The following is a 15,858-nucleotide window of genomic DNA, read 5'->3' as shown; positions in this document are numbered from 1 at the left end:
CGGAGGGGTGCTTAGATCAGCGCTTCACCTGGCACTTGAGGCCGCCGGACTGCAGCTTGGCGCAGAGTGCGTTGGCGGCGGCGACATCGCCTGCGACGGCCTGGAGGCGGAACACGGTGGCCATGTCGGCCTTGCCCTCGATCACGCGGTGCGAGAGGCCATTGAGGGCATCGTGCGCGGTGACCAGCTTCGACCATGCGGCTTCAGCGGAAGCGGCGGTCGAGAAGGCGCCGACTTGCACGCCCACACCCGAGGTGGGTGCGGCTGGTGCCGGAGCGGAAGCGGACGGCTTGGGGGCGGGCGCCGGTACGGGCGCGGGCGCATTGCTGCCGGCAAGGGTGGCGACGGGCTTCTCGCCCTCGCTGACCTTGAAGCTGGCATCGCCGGTGCCCTGGAACGTCTTGCCGCCCGGATCCTTGGGCGCAATCTTGTAAGGCTCCTTGCTCGCCGCGATCAGGCTGCCATCGGCCGAAGCAGCGGGGCCGCCCCGGTGGGTAAACCAGTAGATGCCGCCGACGAGCGCGGCCAGCAGCAGCACCGCCAGCACACCGAAACCGATCATCCGGCTGTTGTCAGGCTCCGCGTCATCGAAATCGACATCGTCGGCGCTTTCAAGCCAGGGCAGACGTTCCTCGTCACCGAGCGCGAGACGATCATCCGGCGCGCTTTCGAACATCGCATCATGCGCCTCGTGCGCCGCGTGCTCCGCCGTCTCGCCCCAGCCCTGAAGCTGGCCCTCGTTCTCGTCCCCTGCGCCGGTAACCATCGCGTCAAAGCTCCTCGGCGGCCTCCACCCCTAGTATGGCCAGCCCGTTCTTTACCACTTGCCCGATTTGAAGGCCGAGGAAAAGACGCGCCGATGTGAGCGCTGCATCCTGTGCCACAATGAAGCGCTTGTCCGGGCGGTCATTCCCGACGTTCCAATAGGCATGGAAGCCCGCGGCGAGGTCGTAGAGGAAGAAGGCCACGCGGTGCGGCTCGCGCGCGGCGGCGGCCGCCTCGACAATCCGCGGGAACTGCGCGGCGAGCTTGATCAGGCCGAGTTCTTCCTCGCCCAGCAGGGCGACATGGTCTGCCGAGGGCGCAAAGCCTTCCGCCGCCGCCTTGCGCAAGGTCGAGCGGATGCGGGCGTGCGCGTACTGCACGTAGAACACCGGGTTGTCCTTCGAGGCTTCGACCACCTTGTCGAAGTCGAAATCCATCTGCGCATCGGGCTTGCGGGTGAGCATGGTGAAGCGCACCACGTCCTTGCCGACCATCTCGACGACATCGGCGAGCGTGACGAAATTGCCCGCGCGCTTCGACATCTTGAACGGCTGGCCGCCCTTCATCAGCTGGACCATCTGGACGAGCTTGACCTCGAAGGGCTTCGGCGTGCCGCTGTCCGCACTGGTCAGCGCGGCGACGGCGGCCTTGATCCGCTTGACCGTGCCGGCATGGTCCGCGCCCCAGATATCGACGAGCGCATCGGCGGCCTGTGCCTTCTGGAAGTGGTAGGCGAGGTCGGCGCCGAAATAGGTCCAGGCGCCGTTCGACTTCTTGATCGGGCGGTCCTGATCGTCGCCGAACTTCGTCGAGCGGAAGAGCGGCAGCGCCACCGGCTCCCAATCCTCGGGCGTCTTGCCCTTGGGGGCTTCGAGCTCGCCATCATAGACCAGATCATGCGCGCGCAGCCAGCTTTCCGCGGCGTCGACCTTGCCCGAGGCCTGCAGTTCGGCTTCGGACGAGAAGAGGTCGTGGTGGATGCCGAGCGTGGCGAGGTCGTCGCGGATCATGTCCATCATCGCGGCGACGGCGCGGGTACGGAAGAGGACCAGCCACTCGGCTTCGGGCGCGGCGGCGTATTGATCGCCGAATTCGGCGGCGAGCGCCTGCCCGACCGGCACGAGGTAGTCGCCCGGGTAGAGGCCTTCGGGGATCGAGATCGCCTCGCCCAGAGCCTCGCGGTAGCGCATGTGCACGGAGCGGGCGAGCACATCGACCTGCGCGCCGGCATCGTTGACATAGTACTCGCGTGTCACGCTGTGCCCGGCAAACTCAAGCAGGCTGGCAAGCGCATCGCCCACCACCGCGCCGCGGCAGTGGCCCATGTGCATCGGGCCGGTGGGGTTGGCCGAGACGTATTCGACGTTGACCATCGCGCCGCCGCCCATAGCGGAGCGGCCATAGTCGCCCGCCTTGGCGGCGATCAGGTGCAGTTCGTTCAGCCACGCGGCTGCAGCCAGCCGCAGATTGATGAAGCCCGGCCCGGCGATCTCGGCGGAGGCGACGCGGGGTTCCTTGGCGAGTTCCTCGACCAGCAGCGCGGCGAGCGCGCGGGGGTTGGTGCCGGCGGGCTTGGCGAGCACCATCGCCGCGTTGGTGGAGATATCGCCGTGGCTTGCCTCGCGCGGCGGCTCGCAGGTCACGCCGCTTCGCGCAAGACCCTCCGGCAGCGATCCGGCGGCGACGAGCGCATCGAGCGCGCGGTCGATCACGCCGGCGAAATCGGCGAACAGGGGGAGAGCGGAAGCGTTTGCGGTCTCAGTCATGCCCGCGCCGTTAGCCGAAGCGGGATAGGCCCGCAATCAACGCGTGGCGTTGTACTTCAGTTGGTCGTCGGTCAGCTGGAAGCCGACGAGTTGTTCGAAGCTCGCCTTGGCGAGCGCGGCGCGGACTTCGGGCAGCGCGAGCGGATCGGTGGCGGCGTCGGCCTGGCCGGGTTTGCGCTTTCTGGTGAGGAGCTTGCGCACATTGGCGGGCAGCGTCGCCTCGTTGCGGTCCACGACCGAACCCGCGCGGCCCACGGCCTGCGCGCGTTCCTGACCATCGGCAAAATCGAGCGTGATCGTGCCGAGGCGCTTGGCGATCACGACATTGCCGCCGCGCATGACGGCGGAGAAGTAGGGCAGTGTCACCCGGCGCGCGCCGCGCGTGTCGGTACGGCGGGCGAGAACGTCGAAGGTGACTGCGGTGTCGAGCTGGGTCGCGCCCTTGCTGTCGTCGCAGGTGCCGCGCAGATTGGTGATCGCGGCGGTGACGTCGATCGCACCCGCATCGCTGCGGCCGGGCGCGGAGAACAGCGTGATGTCGCCGGTCATTTCCGGGATCTCGACCAGCGGGCACGGGCTGCGCAGCGCGGTCACGCCGACACTGTCGTCCACCACCAGCTCGCCGCCGCCGCCCTTGCAGGCGCCGAGCATGCCCGCGAGGGCGAGCGCAGCCAGCGGAGCAAGGCGCCGGAACGTGGCTGGGCGGAAGGCGGACGAGGTCATTCAGGCATCCTTGGGCAACTTGAAGCGCATCCTCTAGCCACCGTGCCCCCATGGTGCAATGCTACATCCCCGATCTTGGCCCCTTCGTGGCGGGTTTGCGAGAGGCCGCCCGCCTGCTAAGGTCCCTCGTGATGACCACCACCGTTTCCGCTTCGCCCGATGCCCCCACCGCAGCGCTTGCCCCGCTCAAGCTGCTGATCGCCGCCCCGCGCGGCTTCTGCGCCGGGGTCGACCGCGCGATCGAGATCGTCGAGCGCGCGCTGGACCGCTATGGCCAGCCGGTGTTCGTGCGGCACGAGATCGTGCACAATCGCTATGTGGTCGATGGCCTCAAGGAAAAGGGCGCGATCTTCGTCGAGGAGCTCGACGAAGTGCCCGATGGTTCGCCGGTGGTGTTTTCCGCGCATGGCGTGCCCAAGACGATCCCCGCGACCGCGACGGAACGCGGGCTCGACTGGCTCGATGCGACCTGCCCGCTGGTGAGCAAAGTCCACCGCCAGGCCGAACGCCATGTCGAGGCCGGGCGGCATATCCTGTTCGTGGGCCACAAGGGCCATCCGGAAGTGATCGGCACGATGGGCCAGGTGCCGGACGGCGCGATCACGCTGGTCGAGACGCTGGAAGACGTCGCCGCGCTCGATTTTCCGGAGGGCAAGCCGCTCGCGTTTCTGACCCAGACGACGCTTTCGGTGGACGACACGCGCGAGATCGTGGCGGCGCTGCGGGCGCGCTTTCCGGACATCAGCGGGCCGCGCGCAGAAGACATCTGCTACGCGACATCCAACCGGCAGGCGGCGGTCAAGGCGATTGCCGAGCGCTGCGACCTGTTGCTGGTGATCGGCGCGCCGAACAGCTCGAACTCGCTCCGCCTCGTCGAAGTGGCCGAGCGCGAGGGCACCAAGGCCCGGCTGATCCAGCGCGGCGGCGAGATTGATCCCGCTTGGCTTGAGGGCGTCGAGACGCTGGGCCTCACCGCCGGGGCCTCCGCGCCCGAAGTGTTGGTGCGTGAAGTGATCGATACCTTGCGCGAATGGCGCACGGTGGAGGAAGAGACCGTGACCACCACGGTCGAGAAGATGGTGTTCAAGCTGCCCCGCCAACTCACCGAGTAAGCCGGGAGCCATGGCCGTCTACACCCACCTCGGCGCGGAGGAGATGTCCGCGCTGATCGCGCGTTTCGACGTGGGCACGCTGGTTTCCGCGAAGGGCATTGCCGAGGGCGTATCCAACAGCAACTGGCTGCTAGAGACGACTGGCCCAGGTGGCGGCAAGGATGGCGCGAGCGCGCGGTTCATCCTGACGATGTACGAATTTCGCATCGAGCTGGAGGACCTGCCCTACTTCCTCTCGCTGCTCGATCATCTGGCCGCCAAGGGCTGCCCGGTGCCGCGCACGATCCATGACCGCGAGGGCAATCTCTTCGTCAGCGAGTACGGCCCGAACGGGGACAAGGCACTGGCGCTGATCGAGTATCTGCCGGGGGTTTCGGTGAGTACGCCGACGGCCGGGCAGGCGCGCGCGGTGGGGGCCGAGCTGGCGCGGCTGCATCTGGCGGCGGCGGATTTTCCGACCAGCCGCGCCAATGGCATGGGCGTGGCGGAATGGCAGCGGCTGGCAGCGGCGTGCGGGCCGGAGGGGCTGGCGCGGATCAATCCCGAACTGGCGAAAATTGTCGCCAGCGAGCTGCCGCGCCTTGCGGCAAGCTGGCCCGCAGACCTGCCCGCCGGCGTGATTCATGCCGACTTGTTTCCGGACAATGTGCTGATGCTGGGCGACAAGGTCACCGGCCTGATCGACTTCTACTTCGCCTGCAACGACCTGATTGCCTACGATCTTGCCGTGACTCATGTCGCGTGGTGCTTCGACAAGAACGATGTGTTCCAGCCCGATGTCTCGCAGGCTTTGATCAAGGGCTATGAAAGCGTGCGCCCGCTTTCGGCGGACGAACGCGCCGCGCTGCCGCTGCTTGGGCAAGGCGCGGCGATGCGCTTTGCGATGAGCCGCGCGTGGGACTGGCTGAACACGCCGGCGGATGCGCTCGTCACGCCGAAGGACCCGATGGGTCCGGCGCGGCGGCTGGGCTTCTACAAGGCCAACCCGCAGGTCTTCGCATGAAGCATGTGCAGATCTTCACCGACGGCGCATGCAAGGGCAATCCCGGCAAGGGCGGCTGGGGCGCACTGCTGCGGATGGGCGAGGCGGAGAAGGAACTTTCGGGCAGCGAGCGCGAGACAACCAACAACCGCATGGAACTGATGGCCGCGATCAAGGGGCTGGAAGCGCTGAAGGCACCCTGCCAGGTCACGCTCCATACCGACAGCCGCTACGTGCTCGACGGAATCACCAAATGGGTGTTCGGCTGGCAGAAGAAGGGCTGGAAGACGGCCGATAACAAGCCGGTCAAGAACGAGGACTTGTGGCGCGCGCTGCTGGCCGCGGCGCGCCCGCACAAGATCGAATGGGTGTGGGTGAAAGGCCACGACGGCCACCCCGAAAACGAGCGTGTGGACAAGCTCGCAAGCGACGCGGCGATCGCGGCCTGACCCTGCGATCAGAGGCCGCGTCGATCAATCGTCGGTGGTGGTGTCGACCACTTCGGCGCCGGGGCCGTTCTTGAGCACCGACTCGATGGCGTTCTTCGCGCTGGCCTTCGACTTGTAGCCTTCGGTCCAGAAAATCGTCTCGGCATTGTGGCAGAAATAGGCGACGAACTCGCCCGCCTTGTTCTTCCGGATCTCGAAACGGTGCGCCATCGGATTAACCCTCCCTGGTAAATCTACCTAAACGCTCTTTACCACGCGGTGACCTTGTTGGGAGTCCGAATTGCGCCGCTACCGGCGAAACCGGGCGGGCGCATAGATCTCCGCAGCGATCGATGCGGTCATCGCATCGCGCGGGAGGCCGAGCAGCAGCTGCGCGCCGAGGCGGGCGGCGGCGGGCGCGGTCTGGATGCCGAAGCCGCCCTGCCCGGCAAACCAGAACAGGCCCTCGCGCGCGGGATCGAAGCCGTAGACCGGCAGGCGATCGGGCGAGAAGCTGCGCAGGCCCGCCCAGCGGCGCTCCAGCGCGCGGATGTTCCAGTCGACCGCCTGCTCCATCCGGTCGATTGCCATGGCGATATCGAGTTCTTCCGGCGCGGCATCGCGGGGCACGTCGGGTGTCTCGTCGTGCGGGGAGAGCCACAGCCGGTCGCCTTGGGGGCGGAAATAGAAATCCTCGTCGAAGCTGAGGGTCAGCGGCAGCGTTGCAGGCGGCGGGGGATCGATGCGCAGCTGCACCATCGAGCGGCGCATCGGCTGGATGCCCAAGGGTGCGGCACCGGCCAGCTGCGCCACCGGATCGGCCCAGGCCCCGGCCGCATCGACCAGCAGCGCCGCGCGGGCAAAGCCCGGTCCGGCGGCGCCGTTCCATGAGAGCGTCCACTCGCCGCCGCTGCGCTCCGCGCTGTCGAGACGCGCGCGAACCCTGAGAACGCTGCCGATCCTGCGCGCGGCGGCGAGGTAGTGCTGGTGCATCGCGGCGACGTCGATGTCCGCGCATTCGGGTTCCCATGCGCCGATGATCCATTCGGGGCGCAGCCCGGGCACGATCTGCTCGAGCCGCTCGCGCCCGATCAGCTCGATCCGCGCGCCGGCCTCGAGGAATTCCGCGACGAAGGCTTCGGCCTTGGCGCGGTGGTCCTCGCGTCCGATGTGGAGGCCGCCGCGCGGGCTGAGGAAGCCGTGCTCTGCCAGCCAGTCGCCCGATGCTGCGGTGAGCGGATAGATCTTCGGCCCGCCGATAGTCTCATGCCAGAACGCGGCGGAGCGGCCGGTGGTGTGGTAGCCGGGGGTATCCTCGGCCTCGATCAGCAGCACGCGGGCGTGAGGGGCGCATTCGGCGGCAAGGCTTGAGCCCGCCATCCCTGCGCCGACAATGGCGACGTCGAACGTTTCGAGAGCACTCACCCGTGATTACCCCGCCCTGGCCGGGACGGCGCGGTCGAGGAAGCTGGTGATCGCGGCCATGACCTGTCGGCGCACGGGATCGGCTTCGCGCAGCAGTTCGTGGCGCGCCTCGGGGCCCCATGCGACGAGTTCGCCGCGCGGCAGGCGCTCGGCGGCCTGCTCGATGGCGGGCCACGAAACCAGCGCATCCTTCCTGGCGGCGAGCAGCAGAACGGGCGCCATCACCGCTTCGAGCACGCCGGGCGCGCGCAGGCTCTCGATCGAGGCGGCGGCGCGCTCGACCCAGCGCCAGCTGGCGGGGCCAATCTCCAGTTCGGGCCGCGCGGCGCGCCACCACAGCTCATCCGAATAGCGTTCCAGATCGTGGGTGAGGAGGGTCATGCGCTCGTCGCTTGCCGAACCGGGCTTCTCGCTCGATTCCCAGGCCATGCGTTCGGGGTTACCGATCAGGCACATCAGCTTTCCATAAACATGCTGAACAAACTGCGGAATCGCGGTGACGAATCCGAGCATCGGGGCGCTGAGCACGACCGCATCGGGACTGGCCGCGCCTTCCGCCACGCCGCGCAGCACGAGGTGCCCGCCCATCGAATGCCCGGCCAGAACGTGCGGTCCGGGCGTCGTTCGCACCCAGTCTGCCCACAGCGCGGCAAGATCGGCAATCCAGATCGAGAAGTCGGCGATATGGCCCACGATGGGGTTTGCGGTCATGCGGCCCGAAGCGCCCTGCCCGCGCCAGTCAGCGGCGCTGACATGCCATCCGGCATTGGCCCATTCCACCAATGATTCCAGATACTTCTCGTAGAAATCGGCGCGTCCGGGCATGAACAGGATGGAGCCGCGCGGGCGCACTCCGGCGGGCGGATCGATGGCGATGCGGCGGATCTCGTGGCCATCAGGCAGCGCCCAGCGCCACTCGCGCGCCGAGGCGGGAATCGACCGCCGCGTATCGCCACTCGCCAAGCCTGCGTTCACGCCACAACTCCTGTCACGATACCTTGAACGCATCCGCAAGTGCGCGGAATTGCGGCGCTCGTTTGGTTACCGTTTGGTAAGTGATTGTCCCGTATGAGAGCCCTCATGCAGGGAACTCACATCGTTTACGGACTGGTCGGGGCCTTGGCAATCGCGCTGACGATTGCCGCGATCACCGATATCCGCCGCCGCCAGATCGACAACTGGCTGAACGCCGCGATTGCGCTGGGCGCACCGCTGTTCTGGTGGGCGTCCGCGCTGCCGCTGTGGCCGGGTGTCGCGCTGCAGCTGGGGCTGGCTGTGGTCACCTTCTTCGCGCTGGCCGGCCTTTTCGCGCTGAAGGCGATGGGTGGCGGCGACGTGAAGCTGCTCACCGCACTGGCACTGTGGATGCCCGCGCTGCTGTTCCTCAAGCTGCTGGTCATCATGGCGCTCGCGGGCGGCGTGCTGACCATCACGATGGGCATGTGGCACATCGCCCGGCGCCAGAAGGACAAGCTCAAGATTCCCTACGGCATCGCCATCGCGACCGCCGGACTCTGGATCATCACGACAACCGATTGGACCGCAGTTCACGCTCCTTTGGCGGGCTGACGCTATCTTAACCATTTTGCCCGAAACAGGCGGGCAGAACTAACGGCAGGATTGAAGCCATGGACAGGAAGAAGCTGTTGCTGCTGGTGGGGGCGCTGATCGTGGCGATCGGTACGGCCTTTGCTGCCAGAAGCATGTTTGCGGGCGCCGCATCGCCGCAAGCAGCGGCCGCCGCGAAGGTGCAGATGGGCGCCAAGGTGCTCGTTGCCAACCGCGCACTTCCCGCCGGCACGATCATCACGGCCGACGCCATGGGCTATCAGCCCTGGCCGAAGGACCTTGTCCAGGACGTCTACTTCACCGAAGACAAGACCGACATGTCGAAGCTGCTCGGCACGGTCGTACGCCATCCGATCACGGCGGGCGAACCGGTGACGCAGGGCAGCCTCGTGGCTCCCGGCGACCGCGGCTTCCTTGCCGCCGCACTCGGGCCGGGCATGCGCGCCGTCACCATTCCGGTGAGCGCGCGTACCGCCGTTGCGGGCTTTGTCTTCCCCGGTGACCACATCGACCTCGTGCTCACCCAGTCGGTGAAGGGCGTGGGCCAGACGCTCAAGACCGCCGAGACGATCCTCAAGAACCTGCGCGTGCTCGCCACCGACCAGTCGACCGAGCAGGAGCAGATCGAGGGCAAGACCCGCGTGCGCACCTACAGCACCGTCACGGTCGAAGCCACGCCCAAGATCGCCGAGAAGATCGCGGTGGCGCAGACCATCGGCACGATCTCGCTCTCGCTGCGTTCGCTGGCCGACAACACGAGCGAACTCGAACAGGCGCTTGCCAGCGGCCAGATCAAGATCCCCGCGGGCGCCAGCAAGGCCGAAGAGGAGCGCATCCTCAAGCAGGCGGTCACCAAGCCGATCGAGGCCGATGGCAACAGCTACGTCTCCGGCGGCGATGTCTCGCGCTTCCAGCCGAAGAAGGTGACCGATCCGGCTGCCGCCGCGCAGGCGGTGGCCAAGGCGATCTCCTCCTTTGGTCAGCGGCCCATGCCGATGCCCGGCACCGGCGGTTCGATGACGGATGCCGCCCGCGCCATGTTCTTCCCCGGTCCGGTGGTCCGTGTGACCCGCGGCCGCGACACCACCGAAGTCAAAGTGGGAGCGAAGTGAGATGAACACGACCGCTCCCCTCAAGGCCCAGATTCCGCCCGCGAAAGGCATGACCATGAAGGCCCGTATCGCATCCAAGCTGCTCCCGCTCGCTGCACTCGCGGTTCCGCTGGCGCTGGCCGCGGCTCCCGCGCCGGTTGCGGCCCAGTCGGTGACCAGCCCGGCCCGCAGCATCGCGATCTCGATCGGCCGCGGCCAGCTCGTGACGCTGCCCGGCAGGATGACCGACGTGTTCGTCGCCAACGACCAGGTGGCCGACGTGCAGGTGAAGTCCACCAACCAGCTCTACGTGTTCGGCAAGTCTGGCGGCGAGACCACCGTCTACGCGAGCAATTCGAACGGCGATGTGGTGTGGTCGGCCAATGTCCGCGTCGGCACCAACATCGACAGCATCGACCAGATGCTGAAGCTGGCGATGCCCGAAGCGCGCATCGTCACCTCGACGATGAACAACACCGTGCTGCTCACCGGCACGATCGCTGCGCCCGAGGATGCCGCCGAGGCCGAGCGCCTGGTCAAGGCATTCGTCGACACGAAGACGACGGTGATCAGCCGCCTCAAGATGGCGACCCCGCTGCAGGTCAACCTCCATGTGAAGTTTGCCGAAGTGAACCGCTCGCTGGTGCGCCAGATCGGCTCGAACATCACGACGATCGACGGCAGCGGCAAGATCACCAAGTGGGGCGTCAACACTGGCCGCGGTCCGGCGTCGACCTTCACGACCGATCCCAATCTGCCGCTGGGTATCGGCTCCAGCGTGACCGGACAAACTTTCGACGCCACCGCAGCCACAGCCTCGAACCCTCTGGGTATCGTGACCCGGCCCGGCACGAACGTCACGCCGCTTCAGGGCCAGTCCACGCTGGCGCTGATGGGCAAGCTGTTCGGCCTCAACGTGCTGACCGCGCTGGACCTTGGCGAGACCATCGGCCTCGTCACCAGCCTTGCCGAACCGAACCTGACCGCGCTTTCGGGTGAGACGGCCAACTTCCTCGCGGGCGGCGAATACCCGATCCCGATCTCGACCGGCCTCGGCAACACCGCGATCGAATTCAAGAAGTATGGCATCAGCCTTGCCTATACGCCCACGGTTCTCTCCAATGGCCGGATTTCGCTGCGCGTGCGGCCGGAAGTCTCCGAACTTTCGTCCGACGGCGCGATCATCAGCAACAGCTTCCGCGTCTCCGCGCTGACGGTGCGCAGCGCCGAAACCACGATCGAACTTGGCTCGGGCCAGAGCTTCATGATCGCCGGCCTGCTGCGCAACAACGCGCAGGACACGATCACCAAGATGCCCGGCGCGGGTGACCTCCCGATCCTCGGTTCGCTGTTCCGCTCGACCTCGTTCCAGAAGGGCGAGACCGAACTGGTCATCATCGTGACCCCCTATCTGGTGAACCCGGTCGACGCGAGCGAGATCAAGCTGCCGACCGACGGTTTCAAGTCGGCCACGGCGCTCCAACAGGTGCTCGGCCATCTCGAATCCGACGGCGTGACCGGCGGCGACCGCCCCAAGCCGACCGAAAAGTCCGGCACGGTCCAGTCGAACGGTCCCAAGGTCAGTGCGCTCGACGCCCCGGCCGGCGATGCGCCAAGCATCGATGCAGCCTTGCCCGCCGCGCCTGTCGCACCGGCCGCCGCGCCGCCCAAGAGCAGCCGTCCCACCCGCAATCGCCAGGCCAGCGCCGATGTCGCGCCCGGCTTCAATCTCAAGTGAGAAAGGGCCAAGCCATGTCCATCCCTATGCCCCGCATCCAGGGTACCGCCCGGGTCCTTCTCCTTGCAGGCATGCTGAGCCTGCCGCTGGCGGCGTGCAACGCGCCCTCGGCCGAACTGAACCGCAGCCTTGAGAGCGTGCACCAGCCGGTCGTCCAGCGCAGCAGCTTCGTGTTCGATGTCTCGACGCTGCCCGGCGGCGGCCTCGCCGTGTCCGAACAGCGCCGCCTTGCCGGCTGGCTGGATGCGCTCGACCTCGGCTATGGCGACCGGATCTCGCTCGACGATCCAGTCGATTCCGACCAGACCCGCGACTCGGTCGAAAAGGTGGCCGGCCGCTTCGGCATTCTCCTCGCTGCGGTTGCCCCGGTGACCGAAGGCGCCATCGCGCCGGGCACGGCCCGCGTCGTCGTCTCGCGCACCGAGGCCTATGTCCCCGGCTGCCCTGACTGGGCGACCAAGGTCGACAACAAGAACAGCAGCGCCACCTCGTCGAACTATGGCTGCGCGATCAACGGCAACATGGCCGCGATGGTCGCCAACAAGGAAGACCTTGTGCGCGGCACCAAGGGCATGAGCACCACGCTGGTCCAGAGCAATACGAAAGCCATCCAGACCTGGCGCGAGACGCCGCCCACGGGTGCGCAGGGCCTGAAGGTCATTTCCAGCAAGTCCGGGGGTAACTGATCGATGAGCGCAACCTGGAAAACCGCCAACCGCGACATGTTCGCGGCCTTCATGTGCGACGATGCCGCCCTCGACGTGCTGCGTCCGGTCACGGTCGACATGGGCTGGCAGCCCGAAAAGTGCAACAAGGGCGGCCTGCGCAACGCGATCCAGTCGCTGTCGATTGCCGCATCGCCGGCGATCCTGATGGTCGACCTTTCGGAAAGCGGCGACCCGCTGAGCGATATCAACGCGCTGGCCGAGGTCTGCGAACCCGGCACCGTGGTGATCGCGGTCGGCCAGGTCAACGACGTGCGCCTCTACCGCGACCTGCTCGCATCGGGCATCCAGGACTACCTGCTGAAGCCGCTCACGCCGGGCCAGGTGCGCGATGCGCTGGTGCAGGCGCAGGCGATTTTTGCCGCGCCCAAGTCGGCTGACGGCGGGGCGACCCAGCGCCACGTCTCGACCGCCGTGGTCGGCACGCGCGGCGGCGTCGGCGCCTCGACCATCGCGACTTCGCTGGCGTGGCTGTTCAGCAGCGACCACCGCATGCCGACCGCGCTGCTCGATCTCGACGTGCACTTCGGCACCGGCGCGCTCACGCTCGATCTCGAGCCGGGCCGCGGCCTCACCGACGCGATCGACAATCCGAGCCGCATCGACGGGCTGTTCATCGAACGCGCGATGATCCGCGCCAACGACAACCTCGCGATCCTTTCGGCCGAAGCGCCGATCAGCGCCCCGCTGATGACCGACGGCAGCGCCTTCGTCCAGCTGGAGGAGGAATTCCGCCACGCGTTCGAAATGACGATGATCGATCTGCCGCGCAACATGCTGATCAACTTCCCGCATCTGCTGGCGGACGTGAACGTGGTGGTCGTGGTCACCGAGCTCACCCTGGCCGGTGCGCGCGATGCGATCCGCCTGCTGTCGTGGCTCAAGACCAACGCCAAGCACGCCGAGACGATCGTGGTGGCCAACAAGGTCCACTCCGGCATCGGCGAGATCAGCCGTTCGGACTTCGAAGCCTCGATCGAGCGCAAGATCAACTACGTCGTGCCTTACGACATCAAGGCGGCGGCCAATGCGGCCAAGCTGGGCCAGACCTTCGTGGCCGCCAATCGCGCCAGCAAGGCGGGCGCGGCGATGCGCGATCTGGGCACCGCGATCATCGCCACCGGCACCGATGGCGAAGTCGTCGAGGTGAAGGGCAAGGGCAAGGCGAAGGACAAGGCCGCGGACAAGGGCGGCGACGCGGCGGCAGGCAAGACCTCGCTGCTCGGCAAGTTCGATTTCAAGAAGATCCTCCCGTCCGGCAAGGCCAAGGCCGGCACCCCCGCATGATCCGCAGTCGGCGCATGGCCCCCATCCGGGACCCGCGCGCCGGTCTCGCACGTACTGAAAGAACTGGCAGGACCCGGCAATGAACATGATGCAACTCGTGATCCTTGGCCTCGGCGCTGCGCTGGTTCTCGTGCTGATGGCGCTGGCGCTGAGCGGTCCCTCGGCCAGCCGCGAAGCATCGCGCCGCCTGCAGACCGTGCGCTTCCGCCATTCGGAAAGCGCGGTGGACAAAGTCGAGGCGCAGTACCGCAAGGCTGTCGCCAACCGCAAGCCGACCACGTTCAAGAAGGCGGGCTCGGGCTCGCGCCTCGAAGCGCTGGCGCTGCGCCTGCACCAGACCGGCAAGGGCTGGACGCTCACCCAGTATGTCTATGCCTCGCTCGGCCTCGCCGTCGGCGTTGCGCTGCTCGTGTTCCTCAGGACCGGTGCGCCGCTGCTGGGCCTCGGCGTGGGCGTGCTGGTCGGCGCGGGCATTCCGCACTGGATGGTCGGGCGCGCGATCAACAAGCGCAAGAAGGGCTTCGTCGCGAAGTTTCCCGATGCGCTCGAGCTGCTGGTGCGCGGCCTGCGTTCAGGTCTGCCGATCACCGAAACGCTGGGCGTGGTGGCGACCGAACTTCCGGGCCCGGTGGGCGAGGAATTCAAGCTCGTGACCGATCGCATCAAGGTTGGCCGGACCATGGATGAATCGCTCCAGGAAACCGCCAACCGGCTCGACATGGCCGAGTTCAGCTTCTTCTGCATCACGCTGGCGATCCAGCGCGAGACCGGCGGCAACCTCGCCGAAACGCTGGCGAACCTTGCCGACGTGCTGCGCAAGCGCGCACAGATGAAGCTCAAGATCGCGGCGATGAGCTCTGAATCCAAGGCTTCGGCCTATATCGTCGGCTCGCTCCCGTTCATCGTGTTCGCGCTGATCTATTCGATCAACCCGCGCTACCTCGGGCAATTCTTCGTGGACGAGCGGCTCATCATCGCTGGCATCGGCGGCCTCATCTGGCTGGGCATCGGCGCCTTCATCATGAAGCAGATGGTCAACTTCGAGATCTGAGAGCAACCATGGCAGTCACCCCTCCCCCGCACGGCCCCACGCTCCTCGGCGTCGATGTCATCTACGTCGGCTCGATCCTCATGGGGATCGCCGCCGCCGCCATGCTGCTGGCGATCTACGCCGCCATCACCGTGCGCGATCCGATGGCCAAGCGCGTCAAGGCGCTCAACGAACGGCGCGACCAGCTCAAGTCCGGCATCGTCACGGTCAACGCGAAGAAGCGCCAGAGCATCGTCCGCCGCAACGAGACGACCGACAACATCAAGACCTTCCTTGAATCGCTGAAGGTCCTGCAGGACAGCCAGCTTAAGGACATCCAGCAGCGCCTCGCGCAGGCCGGTATCCGCAAGAAGGAATGGGCCGTCGCGGTCGTGCTCGCCCGCATGATCGGGCCGATCGTGCTGGGCCTGTTCTTCGGCGTGCTGATCTACGGGGTGAACTACTTCCCGCTGTGGTCGGCGTTCAAGAAGTTCGGCCTGTTCGCGGGCATGGTTATCCTGGGCTACAAGGGCCCGGACCTGTGGATCACGAACATGATGAACAAGCGCACCAAGGAGATCCGCAAGGGTCTGCCCGATGCGCTCGACCTCCTCGTGATCTGCGCCGAAGCCGGTCTCACCGTCGACGCCGCGTTCGCCCGCGTCGCGCGTGAACTCGGTCGCGCCTATCCCGAACTCGGCGACGAATTCGCGCTGACGGCCATCGAGCTTTCGTTCCTGACCGAACGGCGCATGGCGTTCGAGAACCTTGCCTACCGCGTGAACCTCGAATCGGTGAAGGGCGTGGTGACGACCATGATCCAGACCGAGCGCTATGGTACGCCGCTCGCTTCGGCGCTGCGCGTGCTCTCGGCCGAATTCCGCAACGAGCGCATGATGCGCGCGGAGGAAAAGGCCGCGCGTCTACCCGCGATCATGACGATCCCGCTCATCCTGTTCATCCTGCCGACGCTGTTCGTCGTGATCCTTGGCCCGGCGGCCTGCTCGATCAGCGACAACTTCCTCAACCGGAAGACGTAAAGGCAGATTGTGGGGGGGTAGGAATACCCCTCCGTCAGCCCTTCGGGCGCCACCTTCCCATTTGTGCTTCGCAAGAATGGGGAGGGCCTGCCTTTTCCTCTCCATTTTCGTCTCAGACGCAAATGGGGAGGTGGCCCGCCGCAGGCGGGCGGAGGGGGGCTTCCCTAAGCCTTCACC

General features: G+C 66.8%; 16 protein-coding genes. 10 read left to right on the top strand and 6 right to left on the bottom strand.

What is annotated here, in order from left to right:
* Window positions 1-16: 16 nt before the first annotated feature.
* Genes IP83_RS19170 through IP83_RS19160 form a run of 3 tightly spaced genes read right to left on the bottom strand, consistent with a single transcriptional unit; the run spans window position 17 to window position 3,254 of the window.
* The gene (locus IP83_RS19170; protein ID WP_082364859.1) at window positions 17-766 is read right to left on the bottom strand and encodes an SPOR domain-containing protein; all 750 of its coding nucleotides are present in this window, start codon (window positions 764-766) and stop codon (window positions 17-19) included.
* Window positions 767-770: 4 nt separating this feature from the next.
* On the bottom strand, window positions 771-2,531 hold the full coding sequence (gene argS / locus IP83_RS19165; protein ID WP_054123843.1) for an arginine--tRNA ligase: 1,761 nt from the start codon (window positions 2,529-2,531) through the stop codon (window positions 771-773).
* 36 nt (window positions 2,532-2,567) lie between these two features.
* A complete protein-coding gene (locus IP83_RS19160; protein ID WP_054123842.1) occupies window positions 2,568-3,254 on the bottom strand; it encodes a hypothetical protein in 687 nt (228 codons plus the stop codon).
* A 131-nt stretch (window positions 3,255-3,385) separates the two neighbouring features.
* On the opposite strand from IP83_RS19160, the gene ispH reads away from it, so the two are divergent.
* From ispH to rnhA, 3 genes are read left to right on the top strand one after another with little or no spacing between them, the layout of a single operon-like run.
* Window positions 3,386-4,366: a 4-hydroxy-3-methylbut-2-enyl diphosphate reductase gene (gene ispH / locus IP83_RS19155; protein WP_054123841.1), complete on the top strand. Its 981-nt coding sequence runs from the start codon at window positions 3,386-3,388 to the stop codon at window positions 4,364-4,366.
* Between the two features lie 10 nt (window positions 4,367-4,376).
* Window positions 4,377-5,369: a homoserine kinase gene (gene thrB / locus IP83_RS19150; protein WP_054123840.1), complete on the top strand. Its 993-nt coding sequence runs from the start codon at window positions 4,377-4,379 to the stop codon at window positions 5,367-5,369.
* Window positions 5,366-5,797, top strand: coding sequence for a ribonuclease HI (gene rnhA / locus IP83_RS19145; RefSeq protein WP_054123839.1), 432 nt, complete (start codon window positions 5,366-5,368; stop codon window positions 5,795-5,797). The genes thrB and rnhA overlap by 4 nt, the downstream gene beginning before the upstream one ends.
* Window positions 5,798-5,821: 24 nt before the next feature.
* Here rnhA and IP83_RS19140 read toward each other — a convergent pair whose 3' ends face one another.
* From IP83_RS19140 to IP83_RS19130, 3 genes are all read right to left on the bottom strand, one after another.
* On the bottom strand, window positions 5,822-6,007 hold the full coding sequence (locus IP83_RS19140; protein WP_054123838.1) for a DUF1508 domain-containing protein: 186 nt from the start codon (window positions 6,005-6,007) through the stop codon (window positions 5,822-5,824).
* A 78-nt stretch (window positions 6,008-6,085) separates the two neighbouring features.
* Window positions 6,086-7,201 (bottom strand): FAD-binding oxidoreductase, encoded by a 1,116-nt coding sequence (locus tag IP83_RS19135; RefSeq protein WP_054123837.1) that lies wholly within the window; start codon window positions 7,199-7,201, stop codon window positions 6,086-6,088.
* Window positions 7,202-7,207: 6 nt separating this feature from the next.
* Window positions 7,208-8,176 carry an alpha/beta hydrolase gene (locus IP83_RS19130; protein ID WP_054123836.1) on the bottom strand — a complete coding sequence of 323 codons (969 nt, stop codon included), beginning with the start codon at window positions 8,174-8,176 and terminating at the stop codon, window positions 7,208-7,210.
* A gap of 105 nt (window positions 8,177-8,281) precedes the next feature.
* Between IP83_RS19130 and IP83_RS19125 the strand changes: the two genes are divergently transcribed.
* The 7 genes from IP83_RS19125 (at window position 8,282) to IP83_RS19095 (ending at window position 15,681) form a co-directional block, all read left to right on the top strand.
* Window positions 8,282-8,770: a prepilin peptidase gene (locus IP83_RS19125; protein ID WP_054123835.1), complete on the top strand. Its 489-nt coding sequence runs from the start codon at window positions 8,282-8,284 to the stop codon at window positions 8,768-8,770.
* Window positions 8,771-8,829: 59 nt separating this feature from the next.
* Window positions 8,830-9,882 (top strand): Flp pilus assembly protein CpaB, encoded by a 1,053-nt coding sequence (gene cpaB, locus IP83_RS19120; RefSeq protein ID WP_054123834.1) that lies wholly within the window; start codon window positions 8,830-8,832, stop codon window positions 9,880-9,882.
* Between the two features lies 1 nt (window position 9,883).
* Window positions 9,884-11,599: a type II and III secretion system protein family protein gene (locus tag IP83_RS19115; RefSeq protein ID WP_054123833.1), complete on the top strand. Its 1,716-nt coding sequence runs from the start codon at window positions 9,884-9,886 to the stop codon at window positions 11,597-11,599.
* A 14-nt stretch (window positions 11,600-11,613) separates the two neighbouring features.
* Complete coding sequence (locus tag IP83_RS19110) at window positions 11,614-12,285, top strand: CpaD family pilus assembly protein (RefSeq protein WP_072379581.1); 672 nt, start codon at window positions 11,614-11,616, stop codon at window positions 12,283-12,285.
* Window positions 12,286-12,288: 3 nt separating this feature from the next.
* Window positions 12,289-13,611, top strand: a complete 1,323-nt coding sequence (locus IP83_RS19105; RefSeq protein WP_054123832.1) for a pilus assembly protein CpaE — start codon at window positions 12,289-12,291, stop codon at window positions 13,609-13,611.
* A 79-nt stretch (window positions 13,612-13,690) separates the two neighbouring features.
* Complete coding sequence (locus tag IP83_RS19100; protein WP_054123831.1) at window positions 13,691-14,662, top strand: type II secretion system F family protein; 972 nt, start codon at window positions 13,691-13,693, stop codon at window positions 14,660-14,662.
* An 8-nt stretch (window positions 14,663-14,670) separates the two neighbouring features.
* A complete protein-coding gene (locus IP83_RS19095) occupies window positions 14,671-15,681 on the top strand; it encodes a type II secretion system F family protein (protein WP_054123830.1) in 1,011 nt (336 codons plus the stop codon).
* Window positions 15,682-15,858: the final 177 nt, after the last annotated feature.

It is taken from the genome of Novosphingobium sp. AAP93 (genome assembly GCF_001296055.1).
Taxonomy (GTDB): Bacteria; Pseudomonadota; Alphaproteobacteria; order Sphingomonadales; family Sphingomonadaceae; genus Novosphingobium.
Note: the sequence above shows the minus strand (reverse complement) of the source record. Positions and strands in the feature narration are given on the sequence as shown.

What these genes read in the sequence shown, in the direction of transcription:
- argS (WP_054123843.1), bottom strand. Translation starts at nt 2,531, where the DNA reads ATGACTGAGACCGCAAACGCTTCCGCTCTCCCCCTGTTCGCCGATTTC.
- IP83_RS19095 (WP_054123830.1), top strand. Translation starts at nt 14,671, where the DNA reads ATGGCAGTCACCCCTCCCCCGCACGGCCCCACGCTCCTCGGCGTCGAT.
- IP83_RS19125 (WP_054123835.1), top strand. Translation starts at nt 8,282, where the DNA reads ATGCAGGGAACTCACATCGTTTACGGACTGGTCGGGGCCTTGGCAATC.
- rnhA (WP_054123839.1), top strand. Translation starts at nt 5,366, where the DNA reads ATGAAGCATGTGCAGATCTTCACCGACGGCGCATGCAAGGGCAATCCC.
- IP83_RS19100 (WP_054123831.1), top strand. Translation starts at nt 13,691, where the DNA reads ATGAACATGATGCAACTCGTGATCCTTGGCCTCGGCGCTGCGCTGGTT.
- cpaB (WP_054123834.1), top strand. Translation starts at nt 8,830, where the DNA reads ATGGACAGGAAGAAGCTGTTGCTGCTGGTGGGGGCGCTGATCGTGGCG.
- IP83_RS19110 (WP_072379581.1), top strand. Translation starts at nt 11,614, where the DNA reads ATGTCCATCCCTATGCCCCGCATCCAGGGTACCGCCCGGGTCCTTCTC.
- IP83_RS19140 (WP_054123838.1), bottom strand. Translation starts at nt 6,007, where the DNA reads ATGGCGCACCGTTTCGAGATCCGGAAGAACAAGGCGGGCGAGTTCGTC.
- IP83_RS19170 (WP_082364859.1), bottom strand. Translation starts at nt 766, where the DNA reads ATGGTTACCGGCGCAGGGGACGAGAACGAGGGCCAGCTTCAGGGCTGG.
- IP83_RS19160 (WP_054123842.1), bottom strand. Translation starts at nt 3,254, where the DNA reads ATGACCTCGTCCGCCTTCCGCCCAGCCACGTTCCGGCGCCTTGCTCCG.
- IP83_RS19115 (WP_054123833.1), top strand. Translation starts at nt 9,884, where the DNA reads ATGAACACGACCGCTCCCCTCAAGGCCCAGATTCCGCCCGCGAAAGGC.
- thrB (WP_054123840.1), top strand. Translation starts at nt 4,377, where the DNA reads ATGGCCGTCTACACCCACCTCGGCGCGGAGGAGATGTCCGCGCTGATC.
- IP83_RS19105 (WP_054123832.1), top strand. Translation starts at nt 12,289, where the DNA reads ATGAGCGCAACCTGGAAAACCGCCAACCGCGACATGTTCGCGGCCTTC.
- ispH (WP_054123841.1), top strand. Translation starts at nt 3,386, where the DNA reads ATGACCACCACCGTTTCCGCTTCGCCCGATGCCCCCACCGCAGCGCTT.